The organism is Bacillus sp. FSL K6-1560 (genome assembly GCF_038592935.1).
In the GTDB taxonomy this organism is placed as follows: domain Bacteria; phylum Bacillota; class Bacilli; order Bacillales; family Bacillaceae; genus Bacillus; species Bacillus subtilis.
This window is the reverse complement of record NZ_CP151946.1, coordinates 3,886,808-3,903,913: the sequence shown is the minus strand read 5'-3', so window position 1 is coordinate 3,903,913 and position 17,106 is coordinate 3,886,808. Positions and strand designations below refer to the sequence as shown.

Here is a 17,106-nt window from a genome sequence, read left to right as displayed (position 1 = left end):
AGCCTCCGAGGCTATTTCCTTTTGGTGTTTTATTCTTTGATGAATGCTTCGACTAATTCTGCTGCTCTGTAATCATCCATATCAAGCTGCCATTGGTCGATGTCATTTTTCTTCATTTTTACTTCAACTGTTTTTTCAGATGAAGCAGGTCCAAGCTTTTTAAATTCCTCAGGGTAGACTTGAAGCGCGTATTTCACTGCCTCTTCATAGCTGGCACTAGAGTTTTTACTGTAGTAGTCTTTCACTTTGTCTTCGATACGGTCTGAAAGAGAAGATGCATCTACAGGTTTAACTGTGGCTTCAACAATTGCTTCGTCTTTAGAGATTGAAGTCGTTTTTGCTTGAATGGAAGAGTTTTTGCTTAATCCCTCTTTAATGCCGTTCACGATATTATCAAGCGCTTTGCTGTCCGCATATGTGCTGGAAAGGCCGGAAGCTGAGAGATAACCGTCTTTGGCTGATTCATTAAAATCATTTACAATTTCATTTTTGTTAGCGCCGGTGATTTTTTCGAAATCGGCGTTATCTTTGCCGAAAAGAAGGACATCAACATAAGCTGATAACGCTTTTGCAGAATCTTGGAGCTTATCTGCCGTCGCCAGAATTTTTTTGTCTTTTCCGTCAATTTTAAAAGTAACTGATTTTGGCTTTTTATCACCGTAAGATTCCGGCGTATAGTTGAGCTCGTATTGCTTGCCTTTATCTACAACGAAGAAAAGATTTCCTTCAACGGATTTGTCAGCGTTAATCGTGCTGCCTTGAAGCTTTTCGCTATAGTCTTCAGGGTCTGTGTCAGACATTTTGGTATCACCTTGATACAATGTGAAATCCATACTGTCTACATTCAGCGGGTCTTTTCCTGTGTTTTTCACCGCGACATTGACTTTTAACACAAGCTGGTCATCTGAAGGGGACTTATCATATTTAGACGGAAGCGTGTAAGAGACATCCTTGATTTTGACTTGAGCTATATCTGAGCTTTTTTCTGTTTCTGATTCTTTCTTCTCCGCGCTTGTTTTGCTGCCGGAACAAGCAGCTGTAAACATCATCAGCAGAAGAATTAGGAAAACAGCGTACGTTTTTTTCTGAAACATTCATTTTTCCTCCTCAAATGGTTTAGGAAAGGGGAGTCTTTTGTCTTTGAGAAATGGATCTTTTTGAATGGATTAGCATCATATAACCAAAAAAATCAGTTCTTTTCTCACGGTTTTCACCGGATTTTCTGGAAACTCCGCCCTCCTTTGTCATGAATGGACCTATAAAAAGTTACAACGGAATTAATTTTAAGATTATTAGCTTTTATATTGAATAGGTTCATCATCCTATTTTTGGTGAAAAATGTTCTGGTAAAACTGGTAAACTCAGAAAACTGTGTATTTTAGACTATTACTTTTTGATTAGTTGGAGGGAACTTAAGAAGGATGAAAGGGGCTGCCTTTGTGAAGAAAGAGGGACTGAAACAAAAAGCACTGGAAATCGGCCGGGTGCCGACACACTTAAAACTGGAAATTGAAGATTATGGCGGTGATGACAAAAGAGTCTGTTTTTGTTGGACAGATCCTCAGGATGAGAATATCGGCATTATCGTGGAACTTGGACCGGACGGGGAGCTGGAATCCCTTTCCCGTGATATTGAGCCTGAAAGCGGAGAAAGGCTGTCTGAGGAGAAACTAGAGGATATCATACGCCAATTTGTCGAGACTCATCATCCGGGGGCACTCTCTGCCTTTGTTCGTGAAGAAAATGACCGTGCATACGGCGATAAAGTGAGATTTTCATATGTTCAAATGGAGGCTGGGCTTCCTCTCCCCATGAGCGGATTTATGGCTGATGTTTCCTTATCAGGTGAGATCGTTTACTTCCGCTATTACGGCGAAGCAGGCAGCATCATCAAGCCAAAGAGGGTCGCGGATGTTGAAGAGGCACTTGCCTTTATCAAAAAGGACGTGGAGTTCGACCTTTTGTTTGAGGTTCTCCATCGTTCTGTTTACAAAAATGGAGATGATCAGCCACATTTGGTGTATGAGCCTGAATGTAGGGCGATTACCGTACCTGCGGATTTGGTTCAAGAAGAACAAGGAGGAGTTGATGATGACGATGATTACAGGGAGCCGGAGAGCTTTCCTCTCCCTTTATTCGAGGGCATCCGCGAAAAGGCCGATCCTGACAGCATGATTGGTATTGAAAATGGGTTTGTCAAAGAGCGGGAAGCGGATTTGGGAGATGGGAGAATCGGAATCGTTTGGCGGAATCCGGATGACCCTGTGTATCAGCCGGCGGATAAAAGCATGGACAGCTGGTTTAAGGGACGGACTCATCAAGTGCTGAAAACCATCTATAACAAAGAAACCGGAAAACTCGAAGGCGTCATGTCATTTATGGAGGAAAAAGGGCCGCTGACAGTAACTGAGGCAGAGTGCGAAAAAATCGCGCTTCGCTTTCTGTTTGCTTTATTTCCGAATGCCGATCAATATTTTAGGATCAGATACGATGAAAAGGATGAAGAAGAAAACGCAGTCGCTGTTTTTACATTTGAAGCGCATTGTCACGGAGTTCCGATCCGATTTGGGCAGATCAAAATTTGTGTCAGCCGCCAGACAGGGTATATCACCGTTTATATGGGACCGGATATTGACCCAAATGAGCTGGCAACCATTGATCCTGTGCCGGCCATTTCAGTTGAACAAGCCAAGGCTATCTTTTGGCAGCATTTTAAAGTTGAGCTTGGCTGGGAAAGAGAGTACGGGGATGATGAAGAACACAGCTACCGGCTCGTCTATAAGCCGGTGTATCCGCGTTTTATCGATGCACATACAGGAGAGCCTGTCTTCAGCATATGGTGAAACAGCCAAAAGTCACGCAATTGCCTCAGATATAGAAGAGAGTATGTGATGAAAGTAACAGAAAGAATCTCGAAAAACAATGACAATAATAGAAAAGGACCTTTCTTCACTTTAAAAGAAGAAAGGTCTTTTTATATAATAAACAGGATTCTCTTTGTCGTAGACTCTTTGAAAGGGATGACTTCATTGGTTAATAAACAGCTGAAAAAGAAGGCGCAGGAGATCGGAAATGTACCGACGCATTATGAGCTTGAGATAGAAGATTACGACCAAAAGCAAAAGAAGAACGGGCAGGCATATTTTATCTGGAAGGACCCTAAAGATCCGGAAAAGCACATTACAGTTGAACTTAGAAATGACGGCGCTTTGCTCACCTTTTCAACAACTGTCCGCTCCGAGACAGACAAACAACTTCCAGATGCCGAGCTGAAGCTGACGGCTCTTCAGTTTGCCGCTGCCAATCATCCCGGCACATTTATGAATTTTTATTTTCAAGGCAAGGAAGAACGGGGGCAGCACATCCGGTTTGTCTATACCAAAATGGAGCTGGGGCTTCAGATTCCCAATTCAGGTTTTTTAATTGATATGACACGCAACGGTCAGATTGTCCACTTTCTATATTACGGGGAAGGGTATAAAGCCGAAGTTCCGACGGAATTTGTAGCAAAAGAGAAGGTTGTGTCCCATTACTTAAACACAATGTCTTTTGAGCTGATGTACGATGTCATTGATGGCGAACAGGAACCAAGGCTTGTTTATGAACCGATTCTCCCGGGATACAGCTATCCCGCAGATGTAGACGAAATTGTGCCCGACCAGCATATCGCAGATGAAAGAATAGAAAACACGGCGCCACTGCCGCCGCTTCAGAACAAGGAAGAAGTTGATATATTTGCCTTGCTGGGTTTTACCTCTGATATGCAGAAAGTCAGTGAAAGAGACTTTGGGGAACAAATTGGAAGCACGTGGCGCAGGGGCGCTGCGCCGGAGCGTAAGGATTTAAGCATAGGAAGCTATTTTGAAACGAGAAATAAAAACACAATCAAAATGAAGACGGATAAAAGAACCGGAAAATTAAAAGCAGCGCTTTCTTTTATGGAGCGGCAGAACAACCGCCAATGCTCCACGGAAGAATGCCAAGAGATAGCGCTTCAATTTTTGTATGCCCTCTATCCGAGAGCGGCTGAGTTTTTCAGGGTGAATCCCGTCCGAATTGATGAAAGAGGGAGAGTCCGCAACCATTTTTCTGTCTGGTATAAAGGAGTGCCGCTGCGGTTCGGCGCTGCCCGCATCATTGTCAATCCGGAAACTGGGTTGATTGACGCTTTTATGGCGCCTGATATTGAACCTGAACAATTGGAAGCGATAAATCACAGGCCGGATGTTTCCGCTGAAGAAGCGAGAGAAGCATTTTTAGCCGCTTTTGATGTGAAGCTGGAATGGCAGCCTGACTTTACTGCAGGCAGTGACCAGCACTGCAAACTTGTCTATAAGCCGGTTTACCCTTCCTATATTGATGCGCACATAAGGAAAAAGAAAAGGCTGTGAGGGGTGTCTAGTTAGGAATCATCTCCAAGTGGGGGTAGTCCTTGAATCGTTTCCAATCCCCGCCCCATTCGAAACCGAGTGTCTTAGCGATCTCGACAACCTCCAGCCAATCTGATTTTTCGTTTTGATTGCCGTCATATTCCATATCCCATATGATGCTTCCATCCTTTTTTTGAAGGGCGAAATCAATCGCTAAACCATAGTTATGATACGATTCCCCTCCTCTTGCATAGGTGACAATATTCCCTTTTTTTGTACGTCCCTGTTTATATAATTCATCTTGTTCCTTAAAGGACCTGAATCCTTCAGTAATGACGACGTTAATGCCTTTATTCGCTGCAGCGGCTTTGAGTGCATCGGCATTCTGCTTCACAATCGGATGAAGATCCGAGGGGACAGGCATGTCCTGCAAGGCGTTTTGAGAATGCCATTCATGCCGAATATAACTAAAACAAAGATCTAGAAGAAATAGAATACATAAGATAACAAATGTTTTTGCGGGTAACTTCATATCGGTCTCACTTTCTCAAGATGTGCTGAATGTTAACGCTTTTAAGTGATTGACTCTCTCTAAAAGCGAACAGCTATGATAAAATATAACATAAATAGTAGCAGGAGGAAGGAGGCAGACCGATGAGAGCAAAGATTCCATCAGAAGAAGTAGCAGTAAAGCTGAATGAATGGTACAAGCTCATTCGCGCATTTGAAGCAGATCAAGCAGAAGCGTTAAAGCAGGAGATTGAATACGATTTAGAAGATATGGAAGAGAACCAGGACTTGCTTTTATATTTTTCTTTGATGGAATTCCGGCATCGAATCATGCTTGATAAGCTGATGCCGGTGAAAGACAGCGACACCAAGCCTCCGTTCTCTGATATGCTGAACGAAATTGAAAGCAATCAGCAAAAACTCACGGGCTTATTGGAATATTACTTTTATTATTTCAGAGGAATGTACGAATTCAAGCAGAAAAATTTCATATTAGCGATTGACCATTATAAACATGCCGAGGAAAAGCTCGAGTATGTCGAGGATGAGATCGAAAAAGCTGAGTTTCTTTTTAAAGTCGCAGAAGTGTATTATCACATTAAACAAACGTATTTTTCCATGAATTATGCGAGCCAGGCGCTTGATATCTATACGAAATATGAACTGTACGGTCGCCGCCGGGTTCAGTGTGAATTTATCATCGCCGGAAATTTGACCGATGTGTATCATCATGAAAAAGCACTGACCCACTTGTGCAGCGCTTTAGATCATGCCAGGCAGCTTGAAGAAGCGTACATGATCGCCGCTGCCTATTATAATGTCGGACACTGTAAGTACAGTCTGGGTGATTACAAAGAAGCGGAGGGCTATTTCAAAACAGCCGCCGCCATTTTTGAGGAGCACAACTTTCAGCAAGCTGTTCAAGCTGTATTTTCACTGACCCATATCTACTGTAAAGAGGGAAAATACGACAAAGCAGTAGAGGCGTATGACCGCGGGATAAAGAGCGCGGCTGAATGGGAGGATGACATGTACTTGACGAAATTCCGCCTCATTCATGAGCTGTATCTTAGAAACGGTGACCTGAACGTGCTTACAGAATGCTTTGACCTGCTGGAATCCAGGCAGCTTCTTGCAGACGCCGAAGATCTGCTGCATGATACAGCGGAACGTTTCAATCAGCTGGAACATTACGAGTCCGCCGCTTTCTTTTACCGCAGGCTGATGAATATTAAAAAGAAGCTTGCCGAGCAGCGTTTTCAATAGGAAATGGCAGAGAACTACAGATTCTCTGCTTTTTTTGTGCTGTTTTCAACTCGGAAAAACAGGGTATTTTCCACTGCATAGTGAGAAATCAGAGGAGGATATCAAGTATGTACAAAGATTTAACCGGAAAAACAGCGATTGTGACAGGGTCTTCAAAAGGAATCGGGAAAGCCATTGCGGAACGGTTCGGACAGGAGAAAATGAATGTTGTTGTAAACTACCACAGCGACCCGTCTGGAGCCGATGAAACCCTGGAAATCATTAAGCAGAACGGAGGGAAAGCCGTCGCAGTTGAGGCGGACGTGTCAAAAGAAGAGGGGATTCAGGCGCTCTTGGACACAGCTTTAGAGCATTTCGGCACGCTCGATGTGATGGTAAACAACTCTGGTTTTAACGGCGTTGAGGCGATGCCGCATGAGATGAGTCTTGAAGATTGGCAGAGAGTGATTGATGTCAATGTTACCGGAACCTTTCTGGGAGCGAAAGCAGCACTTAACCACATGATGAAAAACAATATCAAGGGCAATGTGCTGAATATCTCAAGTGTTCATCAGCAGATTCCGCGCCCTGTAAACGTTCAGTATTCCACATCCAAAGGCGGCATCAAGATGATGACGGAAACGCTGGCGCTCAATTATGCGGATAAGGGAATCCGCGTCAATGCGATAGCGCCCGGCACCATTGCCACAGAATCAAATGTTGATACGAAAAAGGAAGAGAGCAGGCAAAAACAATTGAAAAAAATCCCGATGAAAGCCTTCGGAAAGCCTGAAGAAGTGGCGGCAGCAGCAGCTTGGCTCGTATCTGAGGAAGCAAGCTATGTGACCGGCGCAACACTTTTCGTCGACGGCGGAATGACACTTTATCCGTCTCAGCTTGAATAGAACACAAAACAGGGGGATTGCGGGATGAAAACGGACTGGTGGAAGGATGCAGTGGTGTACCAAATTTACCCGAGAAGCTTTCAGGACAGCAATGGAGACGGAATTGGGGACTTGAGGGGGATTATTTCCCGTCTTGACTACATAAAGGAACTCGGGGCAGATGTGATTTGGATTTGCCCGATCTATCCTTCTCCGAATGTTGATTACGGCTATGATGTGACAAACCATAAGGCGATTATGGATTCTTACGGAACAATGGACGATTTTCACGAGCTGCTGGACCAGGTGCATCAGCGGGGATTAAAGCTGGTGATGGACTTTGTGTTAAATCACACCTCGGTCGAGCATCCGTGGTTTAAAGAAGCGGAGCTGGACAAAAACAGCAAATACCGCAGCTATTATTATTGGCGTCCCGGCACAAAGAACGGCCCGCCGACAGACTGGCTGTCAGACTATGGCTGCCCGGTCTGGCAATACGAGGAGCACACCGGAGAATACTATCTCCATATGAATGCCGTCAAACAAGCTGATTTAAACTGGGAAAATCCCGAAGTTCGCCAGGCGGTGTATGACATGATGAAATTTTGGCTCGATAAAGGGGTCGACGGTTTGCGAATTGATCAGCTCCATCTCATTTCTAAGAAAGAATATCTTCCTTCATATGAGGACTATATCAATCAGCAGGCAGAGCCGAAGCCCTTTCAGCCAAATGGCGAACGAATCCATGACTATTTAAAAGAAATGACAGATGAAGTGTTTTCCCAATATGATGTCATGTCTGTCGGAGAGGTCGGCAGTGTCACACCGGAAGAAGGCCTGAAATATACGGGAACAGATAAGCATGAGCTGAATATGATTTTTCACTTTCAGCATATGGAGCTTGATCAGCAGCCCGGAAAAGAACATTGGGATTTGAAGCCCCTTGAGCTTTCTGATTTAAAATCGGTTTTGACAAAATGGCAAAAGAAGCTTGAGCATCAAGGCTGGAATACATTGTTTTGGTGCAACCATGACCAGCCCCGGATTGTGTCCAGATTCGGAGACGATGGGGAATACCGCAAAGCATCAGCGAAAATGCTGGCAGCCGTACTTTATTTTATGAAGGGCACGCCGTATATTTATCAGGGAGAAGAAATCGGGATGACAAACGCGCCGTTCACCCGGATTGAAGACTACAAAGATATCCAAACGATCAATATGTATCATAAACGGGTGTTTAAAAAAGGCTATGATCCAAATGATGTGATGAGATCGATCTTAGCCAAAAGCCGGGATCACGCCCGGACCCCGATGCAGTGGAACAGCGGCAAAAATGCCGGATTTACTGACGGCACGCCTTGGCTGAAGGTCAATCCGAACTTCACCGCAATCAATGTGGAGGAAGCGCAGGGAGATCCTGATTCTGTCTTAATCTATTACAAAAAGCTGATCAGCCTGAGAAAGCAGTACGCTGACCTCATGAAAGGGAGCTTTGATCTTTTGCTTCCGGATGATCCGCAGTTGTTTGTATACATGAGAGAAAACAGTAAACAGCAGCTTTTGTCGGTCAATAATTTTTCAAAAGAGCAGGCTGTTTTTCAGTGGCCCAAGAACTGCGGCAAAGCTCAGGTCTCTCTGCTTCTCAGCAATTATAACAACGATGATCTTGCTGACGAAATGGTGTTCCGGCCTTATGAGAGCAGGGTCTATCTTCTGGACAAAACAAACTAATGATTGAAGTAGCCCGGCATTCTTAGCCGGGTTTTTTTAGTACATATATTCGCTCTGCAGGCGGGAAGAATAAATGAAAATGAAATTTATTCTTGCAAAACGTAATGACTTCGGTTTATTATGATATAGGATTACAAAATCGTTATCATTTTGATTTAAAGTTACTGAAAAAGAGGGGATATACGATATGTTTAAAAAATGGAGCGGTTTGTTTGTGATTGCAGCGTGCTTTTTATTGGTTGCAGCATGCGGCAACTCATCAACAAAAGGGTCGGCGGATTCAAAGGGTGATAAACTGCACGTTGTCACAACGTTCTATCCGATGTATGAATTCACAAAACAAATTGTAAAAGACAAAGGCGATGTGGATCTGTTAATCCCATCTTCCGTTGAACCGCATGATTGGGAACCGACGCCGAAAGACATTGCTAACATTCAGGATGCTGATTTGTTCGTTTATAATAGTGAATACATGGAGACATGGGTTCCGTCAGCTGAAAAAAGCATGGGCCAAGGCCATGCCGTTTTCGTTAATGCAAGCAAAGGTATTGATTTAATGGAAGGCTCTGAAGAAGAACACGAAGAGCATGATCATGGGGAGCATGAGCACAGTCATGCAATGGATCCTCACGTATGGCTCAGCCCTGTTCTGGCACAGAAGGAAGTTAAAAATATTACGGCGCAAATCGTGAAGCAGGACCCGGATAACAAAGAATACTATGAGAAAAATAGTAAAGAATATATTGCAAAACTGCAGGATCTTGATAAACTATATCGTACAACCGCAAAAAAAGCGGAGAAAAAAGAATTTATCACGCAGCATACAGCTTTTGGCTATCTGGCAAAAGAATACGGCTTGAAGCAGGTTCCGATTGCAGGGCTGTCACCTGACCAAGAACCGAGTGCAGCCAGCTTGGCAAAGCTGAAAACATATGCCAAAGAACATAATGTAAAAGTCATTTACTTTGAAGAAATTGCATCCTCAAAGGTCGCAGATACGCTCGCCAGTGAAATCGGCGCGAAGACAGAAGTGCTGAATACACTGGAAGGCTTGAGCAAAGAAGAACAGGATAAAGGTTTAGGGTATATCGACATTATGAAACAAAACCTCGATGCCCTGAAAGATTCACTATTGGTTAAATCATAAGATAGTGTGCGCCGGAGGGTGCACACTATTTCTTTGTGAGAAAGGAAGATTAACATGAATCTCGTCTCATTGAAAGATATCGTTTTCGGCTATTCCCATACGCCTGTTTTAGATAAAGTATCACTTGATATTGAAAGCGGTGAGTTCGTCGGCATCACTGGACCAAACGGCGCCTCTAAATCGACGCTCATAAAGGTAATGCTCGGCATGCTGAAACCGTGGGAAGGCACAGTGACGATCAGTAAAAGGAATACAGAAGGGAAACGCCTGACCATAGGGTACGTCCCGCAGCAAATTTCTTCATTTAATGCCGGCTTTCCGAGCACGGTGCTGGAGCTTGTTCAGTCAGGCCGCTATACAAAAGGGAAATGGTTTAAACGTTTAAATGAAGAAGATCATCTTGAAGTAGAAAAAGCACTGAAAATGGTGGAAATGTGGGAGCTCCGCCATCGTAAAATCGGTGATTTATCAGGCGGACAGAAACAGAAAATCTGTATCGCCAGAATGCTCGCCAGCAACCCGGATCTGCTGATGCTGGACGAACCGACGACAGCTGTTGATTACGACAGCAGAAAAGGATTTTACGAATTTATGCATCACCTTGTGAAAAATCACAACCGCACAGTTGTGATGGTTACTCACGAACAAAACGAAGTACAGCAATTTTTAGATAAAGTGATTCGATTAGAGAGAGGAGAAAAAGGCGGATGGAAATGTTTGACTTGGAATTCATGCGACGAGCTTTTCTAGCAGGCGGCATGATTGCCGTCATGGCTCCGATACTAGGAGTGTATCTCGTTCTCAGAAGACAGGCCTTAATGGCTGACACACTTTCACATATCTCATTGTCAGGTGTTGCCATCGGCTTTTTTCTCAGCACCAATATAACCGCAGCAAGCATAGTCGTCGTGACCATCGGCGCGATCGGAATTGAATACATGCGGCGGGCGTATCGGACTTATTCAGAAGTGTCCATTGCCATCTTAATGGCAGCTGGTTTGTCCTTCGCGATGTTTTTAATCAGCCTTTCCAAAGGCACAGCCAATATGAGCATCGATCAATATCTATTTGGATCGCTTGTGACAGTAAACCAGCAGCAGGTCTATATTATCAGTATTATCACACTGCTGATCCTGCTTTATTTTATCGTACTGAGAAGGCCGCTCTACCTGCTGACGTTTGATGAAGCAACAGCCAAAACATCGGGAATCAATACAAACGTTCTCTCGTTGTCATTCAGTATTGTCACAGGCCTTGCGATTTCAGTCATTATTCCGATCATCGGGGTCCTTCTTGTATCGGCCCTGCTCGTATTGCCGGCAGCCTTCGCCATCAGAATTGCAAAAGGCTTTAACATGGTTTTCATTACAGCCATACTCATTTCATTATTCAGCGTATTTACGGGACTGACATCATCCTATCAGCTCGGGACGCCGCCAGGTCCGTCTATTACCCTGCTATTGATCGTTTTGCTATTAATCGGATTTGCAGTTCAGGGAGTTTGGACGTTTATCAAAAAAGAAGCTCAGCGCAAAAAAAGAAGCCGATAACATGAAAAGCAGTTTTCCCTAGGGAAAACTGCTTTTTTTATAGAAACAATCCGGCAAGGCGCTCATAAGATTCTTTTTTCGCCTCAAAATCAAACACATTGCACAGAACCATGATTTCATTTGTTTCGTAGCGGCCTGTGAGGTCTAACAGCTGTTGTTTGACAGTGGTTGGAGAACCGATCACCATCCGCTTTCTGTTTTCTTCTATGAGTTTTTTATCGGACGCTGTGTAGGGATAGGCTTTTGCCTCCTCGATGCTTGGCACGCGGCTGTCCAAGCCTTTTCCGACGCGAATAAGCCACAAATCCTGGCTTAATGCGAGTTCTTCTGCCTCTTCATCTGTTTTTGCGCAAATGACAAAAATCGTAAACAGTGCGGATGGATTCGAAAAATGGGCTGAGGGCCGAAAGCTTTCCCGGTAGATGCGGAATGCATTTTCTCCTCGCTCGGGATTAATGAAATGCCCAAATACATATCCAATCCCCTGGTGCGCCGCGCGTCTTGCGCTGTTTTCACCAAGACCGAGCACCCATAGCTCGGGTGCCGTACCAATAAGGGGCGCCGCTTTGATTCCGGCATACGGATGGTCGGGAGGAAGGGAATCTGTTAGAAAATAAGAGACATCCTGCAGCTGTCTGTTAAATTCGGTCAAGCTTTTTTTCACCCCGTCCGTTAATGCAAGCCTGGTTTTTGTCGTGCCGCCGGGGGAACGACCGACGCCGAGGTCAATCCGGTTTGGATACAGGGCCTCAAGCTGGCGAAAGGTTTCAGCCACTTTAAATGGGCTGTATTGGGGCAGAAGCACGCCGCCTGATCCGACACGAATGGTGTTTGTCTGTGCTGCGATGCGGGCGATCATGATTTCAGGCGCTGTGCTTGCCAGTCCTTTCGTGCTGTGATGCTCGGCAAACCAATAACGCTTATAGCCCCACTCTTCGCTTAATTGGGCAAGCTCAACCGAATGCTGAAGAGTTGTCATAGGGCTCTCTCCTTTAGAAACAGGTGCCTGATCAAGTATGCTTAAATGAATCAAAAGGCCGCTTCCTTTCTGTCTGTTTTTAGATGGTGACACCAGAATAGGCAAAATGACTTGCCCGCGTCAAATGGTTTGTTTAAGAAGCGCACTTTATAGCATTTGCAAATCATATATCAAATATGGAAGTTTTTTTTCGAGGTTTTTCGTCAATTATTCTTAACTTTTACGAAACTTTGATATAATAACAAACGTATATATTAGTAATTTACGGCTTATTTTCCTTGTGAGCGTAAAAATAAATGTGACTATCTTCACATTTCGATGAGTAGGAGTGAATCGTGTGGCAATTTCTTTAGAAAAAGGTCAACGAATTGATTTAACAAAAGGAAAAGCCGGTCTGTCAAAATTGATGGTCGGTCTCGGCTGGGACCCAGTGTCCTCAGGCGGAGGATTCTTCAGCAAACTGCTTGGCGGAGGCGGTCCGAATATCGACTGTGACGCTTCAGTGCTGATGCTGGAAAACGGAAAATTTACCGATAAGAAAAACCTGATTTATTTCGGCAACCTGAAAAGCCGCTGCAGCGGTGTACAGCATACAGGCGACAACCTGACGGGTGACGGTGCGGGCGATGACGAGCAAATTATGATAGATTTAGATAAAGTGCCTGGAAACATCGATAAGCTTGTATTTGTAGTGAACATTTACGATTGTGTCAGAAGAAAACAAGATTTCGGCATGATTCAAAATGCGTTTATCCGCGTAGTTGATCAATCTAATCACGAGGAAATGCTCAAGTACAATTTGAGAGACAATTACGCCGGCAGAACAAGCCTGATTACAGCAGAAATCTACCGCAGCGGCAGTGAGTGGAAGTTTGCGGCGATCGGTGAAGGCACAAACGATACGAGATTAGAAGATATTATCAGCCGATACGTATAAAAGAAAAGGAGTGGATGAAACATGACAATTTCATTGGCAAAAGGACAAAAAGTAGATTTAACAAAAACAAATCCGGGTCTTTCAAAGGTTGTTGTCGGTTTAGGCTGGGATACGAACAAGTATGACGGCGGACACGACTTTGATCTTGACTCAAGTGTGTTTCTGTTAGACGCCGCAGGCAAATGCGCGTCACCAAACGACTTTATTTTCTACAACCAGCTTGAAGGCGGCAACGGTTCAGTCGTTCATTCAGGCGACAACCTGACTGGTGCTGGCGAAGGCGACGATGAGAATGTAAAAGTAAATCTCAGCGCTGTACCGGCAAACATTGATAAAATCTCATTTGTTATTACCATTCACGATGCAGAAGCGCGCAGCCAAAACTTTGGACAAGTATCAAACGCGTTTGTCCGCATCGTAAATGAAGAAACAAATGAAGAGCTCATCCGTTACGATCTTGCAGAAGATTTCTCTATTGAAACGGCAATCATTGCAGGGGAGCTTTACAGACATAACGGCGAGTGGAAATTCTCAGCAATCGGCTCAGGCTACCAAGGCGGCCTTGCCCGCATTGCAACAGACTACGGTTTGCAAGTCGGTTAAGACAAATACGAAGAGCAGAAAGGAGAGAGGCAGTATGGCCATTCAATTATCAAAAGGACAGCGCATTGATTTAACAAAAACAAATCCGGGACTGACAAAAGCGGTGATCGGCTTAGGCTGGGATACAAACAAGTACTCCGGCGGACACGATTTTGACCTGGATGCTTCGGCCTTTTTAGTTGATGCGCATGATAACTGCGTAAATGATCTCGATTTCGTCTTCTATAATAACCTTGAACATCCGAGCGGCGGTGTCATCCATACGGGTGACAACCGCACGGGTGAGGGCGACGGAGATGATGAGCAGATTATCGTTGATTTCTCAAAAATCCCTGCTCACATTGAGAAAATCGGCATCACAGTGACCATTCACGACGCTGAAGCACGCAGCCAAAACTTTGGACAAGTTTCCAATGCATTTGTCCGCGTTGTGGATGAAGAAACGCAGAATGAGCTTCTTCGCTTCGATTTGGGAGAAGACTTCTCCATTGAAACAGCTGTTGTCGTTTGTGAGCTTTACAGACACGGCGGCGAGTGGAAATTCAATGCGATCGGCAGCGGATTTTCCGGCGGGCTGGCTGCATTGTGCCGGAATTACGGTTTGCAAGTGTAAGCGAGTGACAAATAGAGAAGTCACCGTTTCAAATTAATAGGAGGAAAAAACTTGGACTTTTTACATCATATTTTGTCTACGTATGCTTCATTTTTCGATTGGAAAATGTGGGGGGAAGTTCTGACTGATCCTGTTTCTTGGGGTTTGATCGGTTCCCTTGTTGTTCTGGAAGGCCTTTTATCGGCCGATAACGCGCTAGTTCTTGCGGTCATGGTTAAACACCTGCCGGAAAAACAGCGGAAAAAAGCGTTAACGTATGGTTTGTTTGGAGCTTATATTTTCAGGTTTATTTTCATCGGGCTCGGTATGCTTCTCATTAAATTCTGGTGGATCAAGGTGCTTGGCGCGCTTTACCTGGCTTGGCTCGTCATTAAGCACTTCTGGATTGGCGAAAAAGAAGAGGAAGCGGACGGCATCAAGAAAAACTCTTGGATGGTCCGTACGTTTGGGATCTTCTGGGCGACTGTCATTTCAGTAGAATTAATGGATCTTGCCTTCTCTGTGGACAGCATCCTGGCCGCGTTTGCAGTATCTGAAAAAGTATGGGTGCTTCTGATCGGCGGTATGCTTGGTATTTTAATGATGCGTACAGTGGCAAAAGTGTTCCTTGTGCTGATTGATAAAATTCCTGAGCTGGAAAACACAGCATTCGTCTTAATCGGCATTATCGCGCTGAAAATGGCGGGGAGCGCTTTCCATTACGAAATGCCGCACTCTGTATTCTTCATTATCATTATCGCTGCATTTGCGGTAACATTGATCATTCACTACATCAATAAACAAAAGCAGGTGCGCGAACAAACAGCCGCTTCAAAAGAAGAATAAAACAAAACAAGGAGGGAGGTTCAATGTCCTTCCTTTTTTGTTACCGAAATATCGTTCAATGACAAACCGGAAAGGAGGATATGATGAGACAAGAAGAACTAACCATTCATAAAGCACTTCCGGCTGATGGCGATTGGAAAAGCCTGCTGTTTCAGCCATTGCCGGAGCGGGATCACTATGAAACTGCACAAGGCCTTTCTTTTTCTCGTCTTGCCGGTCAGATATTGGGCACGCCTATTGATGAGACGGACTACTATAACGAGCTATATGAGCTGTCTGTAAACGACCGCATAACGATTTTGAGTGAAACGCTTGATAAAACAATCGAACCGGAAACATTTCAAAAGCTTCAGCATATTCATTCCATCAATCAGAAAGAAAAAGGGCTGTCAGTCAGCCGCTTTGTTGCCTTTCTGGACGGGGAAAAGCTGATTGCGAAGCACTCAAATCCCCTGATGCACCGCCATTTAAGAAAAGCGCTGATGACGCTTTTACATACCTTTGCGGACAGTCATGAAAAGGGGCTGAATCATCCTGATTTTCGCAGAGTGCTGCTTGATGTCTCGAAGTTTTCCTTAAACCATCTGAATCCTTGGCTGGAAAAAACCGATATAGAGCGGGAGATGCCGAAGATTGTTTGGTATGGAGATGCGACGAAAAGCCAGCTCTATTTCTTATATTATCTGATGCTAGTCGGCTGTGATGTACTACTGTTCCATCCGGCGGGAACGGATCAGCTGGCGCTTGTCGACCCGAAGCAGGAGCTCGGTTTTACGGAAAAGCTCCCGGATGTTTCTGAGCTTCAGCCGTTTCCGAAAGAAAAACCAGACCGGAAATCAACAGTGGCTTACCGCTCAACAAAGGAAATTGAACATGTGCTGAATCACGAGGAATCCATGCTGTATAAGCCGTGGCAGTTCAGAGATCACACACCGGTGTCCGTTACGCTGAAAACGACCTATGATGAATTGTTTTTAATCACGAAAGAACGCGCCTTTATTCGGCCGAATTTCAAAGCTGATAAACATTCCATTGAGATTCCGAATGTATTCGCCAAAATTATGGGCGTGTCGAAAGACAATAAGGAATATTGGAACAGGCTTCATACTCTAGCGGATTATCAGGAAACAGAAATGGTCAGAAGCTTTCCATTTACAGAAGAAATAAAGTCGAACTATCAATTTCACTACAGCCACGCACTTGATCAAGAAGGGAACATTGATCCGGACAAGCTGATGGCAAGCAATGTGTGGCAGTACAAACAGCTGCCGGCGGGCGTTCAGACTGCCATTGCCAAAACGATTTCGAGAATGTGCAGGCACCCGCGGCTTAAAGCTTTGCATCAGGAACAAGTCAAGGATGTTCAAATCTATTTGTTTAAACAAACAACAAACCTGCCTGCTAATCTGCTGAAATTGATTCAAATGTTCGACTATGCGCAAACCGTTCCGAAACTCGTTTTATATCATACGGAAATGAGCGGCGGACTCACGCGTTCGGATGCTGCTGCCCTGTTGTTCCTGAATGAAATCGGAATCGATATCATCATTTATAATCCGCCCGGACACCAGGATATTGAGCAGTTTATTGAAGAGGATCAGTATGATATCCACTGGCTGGATGACATGGTGTTTCAGCAGGACTACAAAGAGCCTTCGCTTGTGAAAAGGCTCTTCAGAACCATTACCCAAAAATAAGGAGAGAAGAAAAGC

17 protein-coding genes are annotated in these 17,106 nt (G+C 44.5%); 13 read left to right on the top strand and 4 right to left on the bottom strand.

Annotation, left to right across the window (positions count from 1 at the left end; translation table 11 throughout):
• Nucleotides 1-29 precede the first annotated feature (29 nt).
• Together NYE22_RS20655 and NYE22_RS20650 are read right to left on the bottom strand one after the other, a co-directional pair.
• Nucleotides 30-1,094 carry a DUF4352 domain-containing protein gene (locus tag NYE22_RS20655; RefSeq protein WP_128992373.1) on the bottom strand — a complete coding sequence of 355 codons (1,065 nt, stop codon included), beginning with the start codon at nucleotides 1,092-1,094 and terminating at the stop codon, nucleotides 30-32.
• A gap of 22 nt (nucleotides 1,095-1,116) precedes the next feature.
• A complete protein-coding gene (locus NYE22_RS20650) occupies nucleotides 1,117-1,248 on the bottom strand; it encodes a hypothetical protein (protein WP_003246334.1) in 132 nt (43 codons plus the stop codon).
• 173 nt (nucleotides 1,249-1,421) lie between these two features.
• Between NYE22_RS20650 and NYE22_RS20645 the strand changes: the two genes are divergently transcribed.
• Together NYE22_RS20645 and NYE22_RS20640 are read left to right on the top strand one after the other, a co-directional pair.
• Complete coding sequence (locus NYE22_RS20645; RefSeq protein WP_213419518.1) at nucleotides 1,422-2,843, top strand: YcdB/YcdC domain-containing protein; 1,422 nt, start codon at nucleotides 1,422-1,424, stop codon at nucleotides 2,841-2,843.
• Nucleotides 2,844-3,029: 186 nt separating this feature from the next.
• Complete coding sequence (locus NYE22_RS20640; protein WP_342412793.1) at nucleotides 3,030-4,391, top strand: YcdB/YcdC domain-containing protein; 1,362 nt, start codon at nucleotides 3,030-3,032, stop codon at nucleotides 4,389-4,391.
• 7 nt (nucleotides 4,392-4,398) lie between these two features.
• Here the strand turns inward: NYE22_RS20640 and cwlK are convergent, their stop codons facing one another.
• A complete protein-coding gene (gene cwlK, locus NYE22_RS20635) occupies nucleotides 4,399-4,902 on the bottom strand; it encodes a peptidoglycan L-alanyl-D-glutamate endopeptidase CwlK (protein ID WP_021481861.1) in 504 nt (167 codons plus the stop codon).
• 122 nt (nucleotides 4,903-5,024) lie between these two features.
• Here cwlK and rapJ point away from each other — a divergent pair, with 122 nt between their 5' ends.
• The 6 genes from rapJ to znuB all read left to right on the top strand — a co-directional run bounded on the left by rapJ (nucleotide 5,025) and on the right by znuB (nucleotide 11,437).
• Nucleotides 5,025-6,146: a response regulator aspartate phosphatase RapJ gene (gene rapJ, locus NYE22_RS20630; RefSeq protein WP_342412103.1), complete on the top strand. Its 1,122-nt coding sequence runs from the start codon at nucleotides 5,025-5,027 to the stop codon at nucleotides 6,144-6,146.
• Nucleotides 6,147-6,253: 107 nt separating this feature from the next.
• Nucleotides 6,254-7,030: an SDR family oxidoreductase gene (locus NYE22_RS20625; protein WP_003234739.1), complete on the top strand. Its 777-nt coding sequence runs from the start codon at nucleotides 6,254-6,256 to the stop codon at nucleotides 7,028-7,030.
• 24 nt (nucleotides 7,031-7,054) lie between these two features.
• The gene (locus NYE22_RS20620) at nucleotides 7,055-8,740 is read left to right on the top strand and encodes an alpha-glucosidase (protein ID WP_342412102.1); all 1,686 of its coding nucleotides are present in this window, start codon (nucleotides 7,055-7,057) and stop codon (nucleotides 8,738-8,740) included.
• 187 nt (nucleotides 8,741-8,927) lie between these two features.
• On the top strand, nucleotides 8,928-9,887 hold the full coding sequence (locus NYE22_RS20615; RefSeq protein WP_003234733.1) for a metal ABC transporter substrate-binding protein: 960 nt from the start codon (nucleotides 8,928-8,930) through the stop codon (nucleotides 9,885-9,887).
• 54 nt (nucleotides 9,888-9,941) lie between these two features.
• Complete coding sequence (gene znuC / locus NYE22_RS20610; protein WP_014475714.1) at nucleotides 9,942-10,637, top strand: zinc ABC transporter ATP-binding protein ZnuC; 696 nt, start codon at nucleotides 9,942-9,944, stop codon at nucleotides 10,635-10,637.
• Nucleotides 10,595-11,437: a zinc ABC transporter permease ZnuB gene (znuB, locus tag NYE22_RS20605; RefSeq protein WP_003246340.1), complete on the top strand. Its 843-nt coding sequence runs from the start codon at nucleotides 10,595-10,597 to the stop codon at nucleotides 11,435-11,437. The genes znuC and znuB overlap by 43 nt, the downstream gene beginning before the upstream one ends.
• 37 nt (nucleotides 11,438-11,474) lie before the next feature.
• Here znuB and NYE22_RS20600 read toward each other — a convergent pair whose 3' ends face one another.
• A complete protein-coding gene (locus tag NYE22_RS20600; RefSeq protein WP_342412101.1) occupies nucleotides 11,475-12,470 on the bottom strand; it encodes an LLM class flavin-dependent oxidoreductase in 996 nt (331 codons plus the stop codon).
• Between the two features lie 283 nt (nucleotides 12,471-12,753).
• On the opposite strand from NYE22_RS20600, the gene NYE22_RS20595 reads away from it, so the two are divergent.
• From NYE22_RS20595 to NYE22_RS20575, 5 genes are all read left to right on the top strand, one after another.
• On the top strand, nucleotides 12,754-13,353 hold the full coding sequence (locus tag NYE22_RS20595) for a TerD family protein (protein ID WP_072175243.1): 600 nt from the start codon (nucleotides 12,754-12,756) through the stop codon (nucleotides 13,351-13,353).
• A 21-nt stretch (nucleotides 13,354-13,374) separates the two neighbouring features.
• Complete coding sequence (locus NYE22_RS20590; protein WP_003234723.1) at nucleotides 13,375-13,956, top strand: TerD family protein; 582 nt, start codon at nucleotides 13,375-13,377, stop codon at nucleotides 13,954-13,956.
• A gap of 34 nt (nucleotides 13,957-13,990) precedes the next feature.
• A complete protein-coding gene (locus NYE22_RS20585; protein ID WP_003241242.1) occupies nucleotides 13,991-14,569 on the top strand; it encodes a TerD family protein in 579 nt (192 codons plus the stop codon).
• A gap of 51 nt (nucleotides 14,570-14,620) precedes the next feature.
• Nucleotides 14,621-15,394 carry a TerC family protein gene (locus NYE22_RS20580; RefSeq protein WP_003234719.1) on the top strand — a complete coding sequence of 258 codons (774 nt, stop codon included), beginning with the start codon at nucleotides 14,621-14,623 and terminating at the stop codon, nucleotides 15,392-15,394.
• 83 nt (nucleotides 15,395-15,477) lie between these two features.
• Entirely contained in the window at nucleotides 15,478-17,091 is a 1,614-nt protein-coding gene (locus tag NYE22_RS20575) for a YceG family protein (RefSeq protein ID WP_021481855.1), read from the top strand.
• The last annotated feature ends 15 nt before the right edge of the window (nucleotides 17,092-17,106 follow it).